We start from the raw sequence: 14,100 nt of genomic DNA, 5'->3' as shown, positions 1-14,100 counted from the left end.
CGGCGGCTTCCTGGTGATGCGACGGACCACCATCGAGGATCCGATGGGCCGGCGGATGCAGTGGCTGCGCCCCCTCGACGACGAAGACGAGTAGATCGTCCTCAGAGCCACGGCCGCAGGGCGAGATGGGCGCCGAGCAGAAGCAGGCCGACCAGGAAGACGCGCCGGAAGGTCGAGGCCGAGACCCGGCCGCGCAGCCACTGCCCCGCGACCATGCCGAGGAGCGCCGGCGCCAGGGTGACGAGGGAGGCGGTGCCGGCGGCGAGCGGCAGCGCGCCCTCCCGCGCGAGCCCGGCGGCGAGGGCCACGGTCGAGACCGTGAAGGAGAGGCCGAGGGCCTGGATCAGCCCGTCCCGGCCGAGGTTCAGCGCCTGGAGGTAGGGCACCGCCGGGATCACGAAGACCCCCGTCGCCCCGGTGACGAGGCCGGTGAGGAGGCCGACGACCGGCGACAGGACCGGCTCGGCCCGGGCCGGCACCCGCAGGGCCAGGCCGGCAAGCCCGATCGCCGCGTAGGCCACCAGGGCGAATCCGAGGGCGCTCCCCAGGCCCGGCCCCGTCGCCCCGGCGATCAGCCCGGCGCTCGCCACGGTGCCGGCGGCGATCGCGGCCATCATCGGCCAGAGCCGCCGCAGCAGGGCGCCGAAGCGCGGCCCGGCGAGGAGCTGCCAGATGTTGGTGACGAAGGACGGCACGACCAGCAGGGCCGCGGCCTGGGCCGGCGTCATCATCGTGGCGAGGAGGCCGACCGCCACCGTCGGCAGGCCGAGGCCGATCACGCCCTTGACGAATCCGGCGAGCAGGAAGGTGGCGAGGATCGCCGCCCAGCCGAGCGGGCCGGCGACGCCGGCGAGGAGGTCGGTCACCGTGCAGGCTCTCGTCAGTCGCGGCCGGCCAGGTCCCGGAGCATCGAGTCCGGGCTCGGCAGCGGGCGGGCGGAGGGTTCGGGCGCGGCGAGACGCGGCGCGACCGAGGCGTCGACCGGATGCCCTTCGAGGAGGAGCCCGGCGGCCAGGATCGCGAGGGCGAGGGCGACGAGGCCGAGCGGCCCCGGTCCGCCGGGAGTGAGCGGGATGCGCGGCGGCATGGGCGGGGTCCTCCGGTTGGGATGCCGTCAGCTTGGGCGGCGGAGGGGCGCGCAACAAGCCGTAAGGGGCGAACGGTGCCTTCGCGGGCGGCACAGGCCGGGGGAGTCCGGCGCTACGGGGCGCCGGCGAGATCCCGCAGCAGCGCCATCGCGTCGTCGGCCCGCGCGACCGGCACGAACAGGTGGTCGTGGTGGAAGGCGGAGACGGCGTTGACCGCGATGCCGGCCGCCGCGAGGCGGGCCGTCACCGCGGCGAGGAAGCCGACGGCCTCGAGCGAGGAATGCACCGCGAGGGTGATCCAGCGGCACGGGAAGATGCCGGCGAGGCCGGCCTGCGCGGCGTCCGCCTCGGGGACGATCAGGGTCGTCCCCTCCACCTCATGAAAGCTCATCGCCGGGACGAGCCCCGCCGGCACCGCCCCGCCCGCGACCGTGGCGAAGACGTAGGTCCCGGGCCGCAGGCTCGGCCGCATCCCGGCGAGGAGCCGGCTCAGGTCGGTCTCGCCGCTCATACGGCGAGGGGCTCCAGCACCCGCCGCAGGGCGTCCGGCAGCGGCACCGGGCGCTGCGTCGTCCGGTCGACGTAGACGTGGACGAAGTGGCCCTGCGCCGCCGCCTCGTCGTCGTCGTTGCGAAACAGCCCGACCTCGTAGCGCACGCTCGACGTGCCGCGATGCGCCACCCGGATCCCGGCGGTCACCCGGTCGGGGAAGGCCATCGAGCGGAAGTAGCGGCACCCGGTCTCGACCACGAGGCCGATCACCGGGCTTCTCGCGATCTCGAGGGCGCCGTCGGCGATCAGCACGCCGTTCACCGCCGTGTCGAAGAAGGCGTAGTAGACCACGTTGTTGACGTGCCCGTAGACGTCGTTGTCGGCCCAGCGGGTGGTGATCGGCACGAAGCGCCGGTAGGCGGCGCGGGTCTCGGGGGGCGTGCGGCCGCTCAAGGGTCTGTCTCCCGGGAAGGGATCGGCGGCCGGAAGCGTAGGCCGGCGCGACGCCGCCGATCAAGTCGCGCCGCATACCCTCGCGCCGGCGCCCATGCGCCCGCGCGAGGATGCGCCCGCGCGAGGACAGGGAAACCGTGCGGGCTCGCCCGGCGCCGTCGAACGGACCCGTTCGAAGGCGCTGGGGTATCAGCTCCCGAACGTCTCCGGATCCGGCCCCAGCCGCCCCGCCGGATCGTCGAGGGCCGCGATGCGGGCGCGGTCCTCGGCGTCGAGGCCGAAGCCTGAGACCTCGCGGTTCTCGCGGATACGGGCGGGATTGGCCGATTTCGGGATCGCGACGGTGCCGAGGTCGAGGTGCCAGCGCAGCACGACCTGCGCCGGGGTGCGGCCGTGCTTGTCGGCGATGGCCCGGATCGCGGGGTCGTCGAGCAGGCCGCCGCGGCCGAGGGGCGCCCAGGCCTCGGTGACGATCCCGGCCTCCTCGTGGAACCGGCGCAGGGCGCCCTGCTGGAAGCGCGGATGCAGCTCGATCTGGTTGACCGAGGGCGTCGAGCCGGTGGCGTCGATGACGCGCTTCAGGTGCTCGACCGTGAAGTTGCACACGCCGATCGAGCGGGCGCGGCCGTCCTCGCGCAGGCGCATCAGGGCGCGCCAGGTGTCGACATACGCCCCGCGCTGCGGCACCGGCCAGTGGACGAGGTAGAGGTCGACATGGTCGAGGCCGAGGCGGGAGAGCGACTCCTCGCAGGCCCGCAGGGTCTCGTCGTAGCCGTGGCGGTCGTTCCAGACCTTGGTGGCGACGAAGACCTCCTCGCGGGGCAGGCCGGAGGCGGCGACGGCGCGGCCGATCCCCGCCTCGTTGCCGTACATCGCGGCGGTGTCGATCAGGCGGTAGCCGGCCTCGAAGGCGGACCCGACGACCGCCGGGGCCTCCTCGTCGGTGAGCCGCCATACCCCGAAGCCGAGCTGCGGGATGCGCTTCCCGTCGTTGAGGGTCACGAACGCATCGGACATGGGCGGAGCCTTTCAGGTGACGACACCCGATCTGGGGCGGACCCCGCCGATGTCGAGGCCGCTCTACTTCACCAGCGGGCAGCCGCCCTCGGCCATCGGCCGGAAGGCCTGGTCGCCCGGCACGGTCTCGAGGAGCTTGTAGTAGTCGTACGGGCCCTTGCTGTCGGCCGGGCTCTTCACCTCGAACAGGAACAGGTCGTGCACCGCCCGGCCGTCCTGGCGCACCGTGACGGTGCCGAAGAGCGGATCCTCGATCGGCTTCTCGCGCATCGCCGCGACCACCTTCTCGCCCTCGATCGTGCCGGTGTCGCGCACCGCCCGCAGGTAGGCGAGCGTCGAGGAATAGACGCCGGCGTGGTTCTCGGTCGGCATCCGGCCGTTCATCCGCTCGGCGAAGCGCTTGGCGAAGGCGCGGGTGCCGTCGGTGCGGTCCCAGTAGAAGGCGCTGGCGAGCTGCAGCCCCTGCGCCGCCTTGAGGCCGAGCGCGTGGGTGTCGGAGAGCTGCACGAACAGGGCGGCGAGCCGCATCTGGGGCATCACCCCGAACTCCGCCGCCTGCTTGACGGCGTTGATCATGTCGGCCCCGGTATCGGCGAGCGCCAGCACCTGGGCGCCCGAGCCTTGCGCCGAGAGCAGCGGCGAGGCGAAGTCGCCGGCATTGAGCGGGTGCTTGGTCGATCCCTTCACGGTGCCGCCGGCCGCCTTGAGCGCCACGGTGGCGTCGCGCTCCAGCGCGTGGCCGAGGGCGTAGTCGACGGTGACGAAGTACCACGACTTGCCGCCGCGCGCCGCGATGGCCCGCGCGGTGGCCGACCCCTGCGCCCAGGTGTCGGAGACCCACTGCACGGTCGTCGGCGCGCAGGCCTTGCCGGTGAGGTCGGAGGTGAGCGCGCTCGAGGCCAGCGCCACCCGGTGGCGCTCGCGCATCAGGTTGGACACCGCCAGGGCCACGGCGGAATTGGGCAGGTCGACGATGGTCGAGACGCCCTCCTGGTCGAGCCAGCGCCGGGCGGTGGCGAGCCCGATATCGGGCTTGTTCTGGTGGTCGGCGGAGACGACCTCGACCTTGAGCTCGCCGGCCTCCTTGGCGAAGTCCTCGACGGCGAGCTGCGCCGCCGCGACCGAGCCGGTGCCGGCCTGGTCGGCGAAGGGCCCGCTCATGTCGCTGAGGACGCCGATCTTGATCGGCGCCTTGGCGTCCTGCGCGAGGGCGGCGGTGCCCATGACGACGGAGGCGGCCAGCGACAAGGCGAGGCCGGCGGCGCCGGCGGCCGTGGAGCGAAACGACATCGGGTGACCTCCCAGAATTTCCTGCCAGGGAGCTTCTGCCGGCGAGGCAGCGCCGGCGAGCTTTTGTCAGATCTTGACTCCGGCCCGAGCGGGCCGGTTCGGCGCCCTGTATGTCAGGCGGCCGGGGCGTCGTCGATGCGGATCGGGCGGCGTGGTTGAGAAAGCTGGGCAGCGTGCGAGGGGACGAGGCGCGGACCGCTCCCGTCGCCGTCGGGCACGCATCCCGCGTTCACCCGCGACCGCTCGACGGGAAGGGCCGTCGCTCGGCGCGGGTGACGGGATCGTCCGGAGGCGCGGCGCCCGGCCCTTCTTCCCGCGCGGGCGAGAGCATGGGGCGGACGACGAGGAAGGCCGCGTCCCGTCCTGTCCGGACGGGTCCGCGCTCGCAGGGGGAGAGGGGCGGATCGACCGCCCCCGCCGGGGCCGGTTCAGTACTTCCGCACCAGGCTCACCAGCCGGCCCTGGATCCGCACCCGGTCCGGCCCGAGCACGCGGGTCTCGTAGGCCGGGTTGGCGGCCTCAAGCGCGATCGACGAGCCTCGGCGGCGCAGGCGCTTGAGGGTCGCCTCCTCGTCGTCGATCAGCGCCACGATGATGTCGCCGGTATTGGCGGTCTCCTGGCGGCGGATCACCACGAGGTCGCCGTCGAGGATGCCGGCCTCGATCATCGAGTCGCCGCGCACCTCCAGGGCGTAGTGCTCGCCGCTGGCCAGGAAGTCCGGCGACATCGCCACCGTGCGGCTCTGGCTCTGGATCGCCGAGATCGGCGTACCGGCGGCGATCCGGCCCATCACCGGCACGCTGACCGACTGGCCGTTCTCGTCCGGCGCCATCGTCATCGCGGGGATGCCCGGGGGCCGCTTCGGCTCGTGGGCGCGCCCGCCCTCGACGACGCTCGGGTTGAACCGCACCACCTCGGCCCCGGAGACCGGCGCGGCCTGCGCCGGCCCGGTCGCGGTGTCGGGCAGGCGGATCACCTCGATCGCCCGGGCCCGGTTGGGCAGGCGGCGCAGGAAGCCGCGCTCCTCGAGCGCCGTGATCAGGCGGTGGATGCCCGATTTCGACTTGAGATCGAGGGCGTCCTTCATCTCGTCGAAGGACGGGGGTACGCCCGTCTCGCGCATTCTCTGCTGAATGAAGCGGAGCAGGTCCAACTGCTTACGCGTGAGCATGTGACACTCTCATCCCCGCGCTGCCGCGCTCCGGAAACAAATCGCGAACATGGTAAGCGTTCCGCAAGTGTTCCGCAAGCGGCTTCGAAAAAGCGCTCGGGCGTGGGGCGGAAATCGCTAATTGGCGACGGCGCTGACATTTATAACTGGCGGCGAAATGGGAAAATCTCATTGTTATGAAGGACTTAGCGGCTGACGCCGCCGCTTGCAGCCGGTGCCGGACATGAACGCCGCCACTTAACTGTAACCGCTTGTGAAATCAGCATTTCTTGGACAGGCCAGTTGCGGGAACCCAATGCTTGGTAAGGCACCCGGTCAGGCGTCCTATGATGAACCGCCGCCCGAGCCTTCAGAGAAGGTGACGAAGAACGCCAAGTCCGGATCGTATCCCTCCTCAAATTTTCCGGCCTGAAGTGCGGCCTCAAGTCGCGTGATCTGAGCCTCACCATAAGGAGGCAAGCCAATGTCGTGATCCGTTTCATAAACGCGCTTGGCATGCTGAATAATTTGCAGCAACGGCTCTGTGGCGTGATCATCTAGCATGGCAAGTCGAACCGCCAATATCAGAGCAAGCTCGTCGTCGGATATCATAAATTTCGGTATTACGCCTGGGCGCATTTTCATATGCACCTCTATTTCTCTCATAACATTTTCCATGTATTTCTTATAAGGCGTGATGTGGGTTCCAAAAAGTATTTCTGGTATCGAGATATCTTTGAAGTCGCTTAGTTTTTTCAAAAATTCGTCATTAGGTATTCTGCGCCCCGCCTCATAATTGGCGAGGGTTGCTCTATCTACGCCCAATTCACTCGCGAACTGAGCTTGGCTATCGCTACCACGCAGGTGGCGGATGCGGGCTCCCATAGCCCGGGCTTGTTCAGCGTCGATCGCTTTGCGGCTTGACATGTTTCATTATCGGCACAAGGTTGGTGCATGTTTCGATAACGAAACGCACATGGTGCTAGCATGGCAGAGCAAGCCTCCGAAATCAAAGCCCGCTTCGAAGCGGAAGGCATCAGCATCAAGGAGTGGTCGCAGAACAATGGATTTAATCCCCGAACGGTTTATGCCGTAATATGGGGCGACATCAAAGCAAAGAGGGGCATTGGCCACCGTATTGCCGTAGCTCTCGGGATCAAAAAGCTTCCGCTACACGCCGATAACACGACCAGGATCTCGTAAAATGTCGGCCTGGATCTCCACGTCTGAACTCGCTGCGCTAGCATGCATAACCAGGCAAAGCGCGCACGAAGCTATTAAAAAAAGCATGGCAAATGCTGAATATAAGTGGCGAAAAAGCCGACTTCAGGTGCGATCGATCTCGAGTCAAGGCGGAAGGTCCGGAGTATCTTTTGAAGTTTCTCTTACCAGCCTTCCGGCAGACCTTCAGGCGCGCCATTACGAGCTTCATGGCGAGGTTGAAGCCCCTTTGAAGGCTTCTTCAAAGGCGGTTGATGCGGCGTCCTGGTGGTACGAGTTTCTCCGGCCCGTCCTGGCCCACCCGAAGGGCTCCCGCGAGCGCGCCACAGCGATCAAGGCACTGGCTGGAAAGCGGGTGTCTGGCCCGAATGGCGAGTGGTTCACCCCGAGCCTCCGCGATGTCGAGCGCAAGGCAAGCAAAGCAACGTCCGGCGGCCTGAAGGCCCTCGCGCGGAAACCTCGCGAGGTTAAACCCGAGAGCCGACCCGTCCTCACGCGCAGATGGGACGCTGCCACCACTGCCCTCAGTCAGGACGTTCGGCGCGAGATCGCTCGCAAGACGCATCAGCACATCCGCAACCTCTGGGGGAACGGTGCGAGCTATGGCGTGGTCCAGCGGCTTGCGGGAGAACACCTCGCCGACTTGACGCTAAAGGCGGGCCTGTCGGGCACCTTCACATACATCTTGCCCTTCTGCGCCCTGCCCAAGGGCGTGGTGGAGGCCGGCCGGAGCGCCCGGCGGGTCCACCAGCATCGCACCGATATCAAGACCTGGGACGATCAGCGGACTCGCGTCCGCCTGACCTCCGCCGGCCTCGCACCGATGCAACTCGTATTTGGCGACGTGCATCACTTCGATGTCTACGTGTTACGAGAGGATGGCTCGCTTGCAACACCGAAAGGTATTGCTTGGCTCGACGCTGCAACACGCCGCGTCAAGATCGATCTCGTTTTGTGCGAGCCGGGCAGTGCCGTCCGCAACGCGGACCTGATCGAGAGCTTTATTGCCCTCACCCAGGACCCGTACTGGGGCATGCCGGCGATGCTCTACCTCGACAACGGATCGGAGTACCGGTTTGCGGAATTCCTGCCGGACGCGCTCAAGCTCGCCGGCCTGGACTGCGAAGGGTTCGACCGGGGCAAGCCGCTGATCCGCGCCACCGCCTACAACGCGGCTGCCAAAGGTATCCTTGAAGGGTCCTTTCGGGTCATAGAGCAAAAAATCCTGGCCCCACTCCAAGGCTACATAGGTGGAGACAGGATGAAATCCCGCAAGGCCAATCTGGGAAAACCTCCTGACCCGTTCAACGGCAATTTCGAACAGTTTTGCTACGACTTCGATGGCCTACTTACCTTCTACAATTCCAACCGACAAACTGGAGACCTCAAAGGTATGTCACCCCTGCAAGCCTATACCGACGCTGTAAGCCAGGGTTGGCAGCGCACTGATGTCGATCCTCTGGCCTTGATGATGGCATTCTCTATCGAGGACACGCGCAAGGTCGTAGATGGCAAGATCAGCGTCGAAGGACGCACGTTCTACTGCGACGAACTGGCGCGATACACAGGAGATCGGGTTCGCATCCACCGCCCCAAATACCTGAGCTGGAACGCCGTCCCGATTTCGACGATGAAGGGGGTGCTGATCGGGGTCGCACATCCGGATGAGGTCTTCCACCGCCTCGACCCGCGCGGGGCCGAGGAGGCGAGCCGCCGGAGGGGCGTGGATCAAGCCGCCATCAAGACCGAAGCCGCCGACCTCACGCCGATCGACGTGAAGCAGGAGATGATCGCCTCCGGCGCGCGGCAGCCGTTACCGCCAACGCCCGCCAGCAAAGGCCAGATCAGTATCGCCTCCGACAAGGCCGAGATGGGCCGCCGCATCATGGAGAGCCCGGCAGATCGGCGCGACCGCGAGCGCGAGGCGAAGCAAGCCAAGATCCGAGAGGCCATGGCGCGCGGGAAGATGCTCGGAGGCTCGCTATGACATACCGCAGGGAGCGCACACCAAAAGAGAAAGCCGAAGCCGAAGCCGGAATGGCGCGATACAAGGAGCACGTTGCGATAGAGAGTGCAGCCAAGGCAGAGTGCGAACGCCAGCAAAAGGAAGCTCAGACCGCCCGCGACAGGGAAGAGGCCGAACGGCTCAGTGCCCTGGAGGCTCGCCGAGCGGCGCAGGCTGCCTGGGAAACACCCTTCGTTCACACTTCGGCGGCGGGCGTCATCTTCGACGCCATCAATCGCTGCCTTCGCTTCGGTCAGAACGGGCTGATCACCGGCAAGCCGGGCGTCGGCAAGACGCGAGCGCTGCAAGAGGCAGTACGCCGCTCCGATGCGCTGGAGGGGCCGTCGGTGGGTCTCGTCACCGTCACGGGCGTCATGGGAAATTCAACCATGGCCGTGTTCGAGGAAGTAGCTCCGCACCTCGGCGTGAAACCGGCCAACAGCATTGCCGCGACCATGAAGCGTTTATGCCGGGAAGCTTGTTTCGCACCCGTCATGCTGTTCGACGAGGCTCAAAACCTGACCCTGCGCTCCGCTCGCGAACTGCTGACGATCAGCGAAGACGCGCGCATCCAGATGATCTTTCTCGGTAACGACGAAGTGCTTCAACTCGTCAACTCGAAGCAGGCGGCCATCCAGCAGATCGCCCGCCGCCTGCCGGTACGTGAAGAAATAGACGGCATCCTTGACGATGACGCCGATCTGATCGCCAGCCGCTACGACGTGGAGGGGATGGAAGCATTCCGCCTCTGCCGTGAGCTTGCCAATGTGCGACACGCTGACGGGCTCGGCAAGGTACTCCCGGTGGCTCGGCACCTCGCACTGAAGATGGGTCACAAGACCGTTCAGGCATCCCACCTGCGCGAAGCGCTGATTACCTTTCCGCACTTCGTGCGAGAGCTACAAGACGCTGACGCCGCACCTAAGATCAAACGTCAAAGCAGCGTTAAGCGGCTGCCGAAGCAGCGTTAATTACCCTTTTGTCGCGTAACCGAGCCGGGATTAACTCGGCCGGGTTCTCCAGGCATGGCTAAAACAGGCAGAGCATCATGGGACAGTCCATTCCGACCAAAGATCAGCCGACCTACGAACAGCTTGAGGAGATCATCCGCCGTAAAGACAAGGCGGTATCGCGGATGTACTGGGAGACGGAAGGTTTCCGAGCCGTCGCGTGGATGGCGGCCATGGCGCATAACAGTGGCATGGTTGGATATAGTGAAGAAGAATATGCGGGAGCGGCGAGCCACGTCTTCTTCTATCTTGCCGGGGCCATGCGTCGGCAGGACGATGATTTCCGCGACGCTTACAGGTGCATCACGGCAGCTGTCCTGGCCGGCCAGCCGGAGGGAGAGGAGGCGTTCCATGGGTAGAGCCGTGCCGCCCGCCACCGAGCCGACCGCCGCGCAGCTCGAAGAGATGCACCGGCGCAAGGATCGCGCTGCGCTTGCGATCAGCAGCGCCGTCCACCAAGCATGGGCCTTGTCCTGGCTCGCGACCTTCGCCTTCGAGGCACCTCGCACAGACTATTCCGCCAGCGATCATCAAGAAGCTGCACACGTCGCACTTGAGCTTGTCACCGCCAAACTGGCGGAGGCCAAGTCGCTTCACGATGCCGGTTATTCAGGCACCTATCGCGCTGTGATGGACGGCAAGGGGGACGCACCATGATCCGTCCGGGACAGCGCAAGCTCCTGGAGCGCGCCCGCGCCGCGGTCGCCCCCGATCCGGGCAAGTTCATCGACGCCCTGCGCCGCTGCGGCGGCGCCGACCGTGTCGAGGATCTGACGGCCGCCGGCTTCGCGCGGCTGATGGACCACTTCACCGTCACCGGCTTCAAGTGCCGGCAGCGGCCGACCCTGTCGGCCCGCACCCGCACGATGGTCGAGGAAGCCCGGGATCGGCTCAAGCTCTCCAATCACACCTACGCCGCGGATCTCCGCGGCCATGCCGGGATCAGCGACCTGCGCGACATGTCCGGCCGTGGCCTGCTGGAGTTGCTGACGCAGTGGGAGGGGCGCGGGCTCGATGTCCCGGCCTTCGTGGCAGCGCGCCGGGAGATCACCCCGTCGCAGATCCGCCTGATCCAGGTGGCGCGCAAGAAGATTGAGATGGAGGACCCGCGCTATCACCGCATGGTCCAGGATTATGGCGGCGTCGTCACCGCGAGCGACCTGGACCGGCGCGGCTTCGATCTCGTGCTCGCCTTCCTGGAGGCCGAGGGCTTCGAGCGCCAGCCAGCGCCCTCGACGCAGCCCGCCTTCGGCCGCCGGCCGGGCTTCGCCTCGCCGGAGCAGGTCGAGTTGATCCGCGCGCTCTGGCGGGAATGGTCCGGCCATCCGGCCGAGCCTGAAACGGCGATTGAAGCCGGCTTGAACGCCTGGCTGGAGCGCTTTCACGGCGCCTCGTCGCTGCGCTTCCTCACCGTCGCCAGGGCCGGGAAGGTCATCACGGCGCTTAAGTCCATGGCCCGGCGCAGGGGCAGCACACCCAGCGAGGCATCCCATGAGCGGGGCGGCCCTGGCGGTAATGCTGTGCCGGCACCTCGGCGTTGAGGGTGGTCCGCATGCCGTGACCGCGGCCGGCGCCAGCTCCGGCTAGATGCTGGATCACATGTTGGTGCCGCCGATCGCGCTCCGTCTGTCCAATCTCGGATCCGCTCCAACCGACAGCCCCTTCGAGAAGCTCCAGCCCGGAGCAAGCGGGCACGTCTACGTAGGAGCGACCACAGCAAGAATGGTTCTGGAATATTTTTCCTTGATTTGGACAGGTTTTTCCGGCAGGCTTCAATATGGGCTCGTCAGGGGCCATGGAGTGCGTTCAATGCCGGTGAGACCGCTAGCGGAAGCACAGGATGTAATTGGCCCCTATACAGATGCCTTGGTTGCAATAATTGAGGGCGCGCATAGTGAATTCTTAGAAGCATGTCGCCCAATCCTACATAAGATGAACGACAGATCAAAGGCCAGCACGGTCCGAGATTTGATTGTTGATCGGCTTCGCATCTGGGCTGAGGCAGTTCCTGGTGTGCATTTCCATCAAAAAGGCCAGCTTTGCTGGATTTGCTTTCAAAATAACTGGATCGCCCGCGTAAAAATGATGGACGACCGGTTCGCGGTCAGCGTCAGCCCGACCGAAGCGTCTCAAGAGTACAACCGAAATGAAACTCCTGACAGCGTGGAAACCAGCCTTGTAGAAGGCGCCCCCGCCACCTTGCTGTATTTAGGCTGGAGGACAACAGAGAACGCGCCGCTGCGGCCGGACGTTTCATTTGTATGCAACAACATCCATGCTGAACCAGCCTGGATCTGGCCGTTGCGCGGCATAGAACCGCCCCCGGCACTCGAACTGGAACCGCTCGGACCGCCGGACGATGGCGGCGAGGGCGAGCGTCGCATCAAGCTGCCAACAAAAAGAACCAAGCGCGAGGCGTAAATGTCGCTGCCATTTAATGGCAATATGCTTTTTCTGGCCCGTCAGCTTCGACGGGTCGGACAAGATGAGTTGGTGTCTCTTCTTAATGGAAGCATCAACCAGGGACAGCTGTCCAAAATTGAGCGCGGTCGCATACAGCCATCTGAAGCGTTGGTCACGGAACTCGCATGCGCCTTGAAAGTGAGAGAAAGTTTTTTCAGCAATGCCTCTTATTTGAGGCAGCCGCCTGTTAGTTTTCATAGAGCCAGAAAGGCGCTAGCAGCAAAAGACGAAGTTGCTATCCATGCAAGATCAGAATTTTATCGCCTATCTATTAAAAAGATATTCACAGATATTGAATTAGAGCCTGTAATTCCCCCTGCCCCAGCAATTGATATAGATCAATTCGATGGAGATGCCAAGCAAATCGCGAACATGGTTCGTCAAAGATGGGGAATTCAACGTGGACCTATAAAAGATATTACGACTTTAATCGAAGACTCAGGAATTATAGTTGTGCCGTATGAATTTGGAACACCGTTAATTGATGGCTTTTGCCAGCATGGCGGCGACGGCTTGCCGCCAATAATATTTGTCAATGCGTCACTTCCGAAAGATCGCCTACGCTTCAGCCTAGCGCATGAGCTTGGGCATCTGGTCATGCACGCCATTCCCAATGCCGATCAGGAAATCCAAGCTAATCATTTTGCGTCGGAATTCCTCATGCCGACGATCGATATTTCTGATCATTTGTTTGATCTGCGCCTTACCAAATTTATGGATCTTAAAATGCATTGGGGCACTTCTATGCAATCAATAATCCACAAAGCATGGGATATTGGAAAACTGAGCGATCGTCAGTATAAATATTTTTTTGTAGAAATTACAAAAAGAGGCTGGCGCAAGATTGAGCCGATTGACGTAGACCACCTTAGGGAGCGTCCGTCGACGCTGAAGGCTGCAATCGATGCGCACTTGAAAGATCTAGGCTACACTGAAGATGAATTAGCTGAAATGCTAGGTATACTCAACGATGAGCTTCGCACTTGGTTTCCTATGCAAAATAGGCGCCCTCCTCTAAGGTTAGTCGCCAGCGGCGGTAAGGCACGCTGATGATAAAAAGCTGTCATCTCATAGTCTCACGGGACCCTGGCGGACATCATCAACGATGAGAGCTTAAATAAATGGGATGCGCTTTCCGCGATGCAACCAAGCCATCTCGATATCGCGGATGCCGCCTTCAAGGCGGCTGGGAAGGTGCCCCTCGGCTACTAGGGTGACGTCGAAATCAAACGCTTCGTGCGGTTGGCCCCTGGCCGGGAGCAGGCGAGCGCTTCGCGACCGCCTGCCGAGGCTCAATTGCTTCCCGCCGCCCTTGCCACGCACGAGGCCTGCAAGCGCACGAGATCGCTGGATCACCGGTGTCCGACGTCCCGACTCATTGCGAAACGGTATGAGCAGCTCAGTATTTCGAAGGAAGCTGTGAGAGAATATCTCTCGCATCCTTCGCCGCAAACGCAGCACACCGCTTAAGATCTCCCGCATCAATACCAATCATCTCCATCCGATCTCTTGATTTTCTAATATATTTACCAGTCCAGAAATACATATGATTCGTCTCAGGATCAAATCCTTGTCTGGGCTTATGCGCTAATATATTCCTTATATCTACCCATTTTTCCATTTGTCCGCTGAGATTTTTCGCAGTCTTGGCGCTATATTCATTTCCAAAATGCAAATATATATCTCTGATCATCATCAGCTTGGTTTTACCGTCCAATCTATCCACTACTATGCGCCCGACATCGTCATCAACTTTCATTAGCTGAAGCAGCCAGATCGTGAGGGCAGTCTCCAGCAACGCCCAACCTTGAAAAACGGCATCTATGTCGCCGTGAAGCCCCTCGGGTAGATCGGCCTCTAGATGCTCAGGAATGCTGGCAGTCATCGTGCTAACCTCGTTGGTGAGCACG

Annotated in this window: 17 protein-coding genes; 8 read left to right on the top strand and 9 right to left on the bottom strand. The window is 63.8% G+C overall.

Translation table 11 applies throughout. From position 1 onward, the window contains the following. Positions 1 to 101 precede the first annotated feature (101 nt). The 8 genes from A5481_RS01525 to A5481_RS32085 form a co-directional block, all read right to left on the bottom strand. Entirely contained in the window at positions 102 to 866 is a 765-nt protein-coding gene (locus A5481_RS01525) for a sulfite exporter TauE/SafE family protein (RefSeq protein ID WP_197514119.1), read from the bottom strand. A gap of 14 nt (positions 867 to 880) precedes the next feature. Then, positions 881 to 1,087: a hypothetical protein gene (locus tag A5481_RS01520; RefSeq protein ID WP_048434457.1), complete on the bottom strand. Its 207-nt coding sequence runs from the start codon at positions 1,085 to 1,087 to the stop codon at positions 881 to 883. Between the two features lie 113 nt (positions 1,088 to 1,200). Beyond that, positions 1,201 to 1,599 (bottom strand): ACT domain-containing protein, encoded by a 399-nt coding sequence (locus A5481_RS01515; protein ID WP_048434456.1) that lies wholly within the window; start codon positions 1,597 to 1,599, stop codon positions 1,201 to 1,203. Continuing rightward, positions 1,596 to 2,033 carry an acyl-CoA thioesterase gene (locus A5481_RS01510; RefSeq protein WP_048434455.1) on the bottom strand — a complete coding sequence of 146 codons (438 nt, stop codon included), beginning with the start codon at positions 2,031 to 2,033 and terminating at the stop codon, positions 1,596 to 1,598. The genes A5481_RS01515 and A5481_RS01510 overlap by 4 nt, the downstream gene beginning before the upstream one ends. A gap of 189 nt (positions 2,034 to 2,222) precedes the next feature. After that, a complete protein-coding gene (locus A5481_RS01505) occupies positions 2,223 to 3,050 on the bottom strand; it encodes an aldo/keto reductase (protein WP_048434454.1) in 828 nt (275 codons plus the stop codon). 63 nt (positions 3,051 to 3,113) lie between these two features. Further along, positions 3,114 to 4,340, bottom strand: coding sequence for an ABC transporter substrate-binding protein (locus A5481_RS01500; protein ID WP_048434453.1), 1,227 nt, complete (start codon positions 4,338 to 4,340; stop codon positions 3,114 to 3,116). A 428-nt stretch (positions 4,341 to 4,768) separates the two neighbouring features. Further along, entirely contained in the window at positions 4,769 to 5,512 is a 744-nt protein-coding gene (gene lexA / locus A5481_RS01495; protein WP_048434452.1) for a transcriptional repressor LexA, read from the bottom strand. A gap of 324 nt (positions 5,513 to 5,836) precedes the next feature. Continuing rightward, positions 5,837 to 6,418, bottom strand: a complete 582-nt coding sequence (locus A5481_RS32085; RefSeq protein WP_082173164.1) for a helix-turn-helix transcriptional regulator — start codon at positions 6,416 to 6,418, stop codon at positions 5,837 to 5,839. A gap of 60 nt (positions 6,419 to 6,478) precedes the next feature. On the opposite strand from A5481_RS32085, the gene A5481_RS32080 reads away from it, so the two are divergent. The 8 genes from A5481_RS32080 to A5481_RS32075 all read left to right on the top strand — a co-directional run bounded on the left by A5481_RS32080 (position 6,479) and on the right by A5481_RS32075 (position 13,240). Further along, positions 6,479 to 6,694 (top strand): DNA-binding protein, encoded by a 216-nt coding sequence (locus A5481_RS32080; RefSeq protein WP_082173163.1) that lies wholly within the window; start codon positions 6,479 to 6,481, stop codon positions 6,692 to 6,694. Between the two features lies 1 nt (position 6,695). After that, complete coding sequence (locus A5481_RS01490; RefSeq protein WP_156311873.1) at positions 6,696 to 8,699, top strand: Mu transposase C-terminal domain-containing protein; 2,004 nt, start codon at positions 6,696 to 6,698, stop codon at positions 8,697 to 8,699. Further along, positions 8,696 to 9,688 (top strand): AAA family ATPase, encoded by a 993-nt coding sequence (locus A5481_RS01485; protein WP_082173162.1) that lies wholly within the window; start codon positions 8,696 to 8,698, stop codon positions 9,686 to 9,688. The genes A5481_RS01490 and A5481_RS01485 overlap by 4 nt, the downstream gene beginning before the upstream one ends. A 77-nt stretch (positions 9,689 to 9,765) precedes the next feature. After that, the gene (locus tag A5481_RS01480) at positions 9,766 to 10,086 is read left to right on the top strand and encodes a hypothetical protein (RefSeq protein ID WP_064503740.1); all 321 of its coding nucleotides are present in this window, start codon (positions 9,766 to 9,768) and stop codon (positions 10,084 to 10,086) included. Further along, positions 10,079 to 10,384, top strand: coding sequence for a hypothetical protein (locus A5481_RS01475; RefSeq protein WP_048434449.1), 306 nt, complete (start codon positions 10,079 to 10,081; stop codon positions 10,382 to 10,384). The genes A5481_RS01480 and A5481_RS01475 overlap by 8 nt, the downstream gene beginning before the upstream one ends. Next, on the top strand, positions 10,381 to 11,268 hold the full coding sequence (locus A5481_RS01470; RefSeq protein ID WP_053082393.1) for a regulatory protein GemA: 888 nt from the start codon (positions 10,381 to 10,383) through the stop codon (positions 11,266 to 11,268). The genes A5481_RS01475 and A5481_RS01470 overlap by 4 nt, the downstream gene beginning before the upstream one ends. A 46-nt stretch (positions 11,269 to 11,314) precedes the next feature. After that, on the top strand, positions 11,315 to 12,148 hold the full coding sequence (locus tag A5481_RS33210) for a hypothetical protein (RefSeq protein WP_156311872.1): 834 nt from the start codon (positions 11,315 to 11,317) through the stop codon (positions 12,146 to 12,148). Further along, the gene (locus tag A5481_RS32075; protein ID WP_082173161.1) at positions 12,149 to 13,240 is read left to right on the top strand and encodes an XRE family transcriptional regulator; all 1,092 of its coding nucleotides are present in this window, start codon (positions 12,149 to 12,151) and stop codon (positions 13,238 to 13,240) included. A 349-nt stretch (positions 13,241 to 13,589) separates the two neighbouring features. On the opposite strand, the gene A5481_RS33205 is transcribed toward A5481_RS32075, so the two are convergent. Then, a complete protein-coding gene (locus A5481_RS33205) occupies positions 13,590 to 14,075 on the bottom strand; it encodes a hypothetical protein (protein ID WP_156311871.1) in 486 nt (161 codons plus the stop codon). Positions 14,076 to 14,100 lie beyond the last annotated feature (25 nt).

It is taken from the genome of Methylobacterium platani (assembly GCF_001653715.1).
Taxonomy (GTDB): domain Bacteria; phylum Pseudomonadota; class Alphaproteobacteria; order Rhizobiales; family Beijerinckiaceae; genus Methylobacterium; species Methylobacterium platani.
The sequence above is the reverse complement of the archived record's forward strand: the minus strand, read 5'-3'. Positions and strand labels throughout refer to the sequence as shown.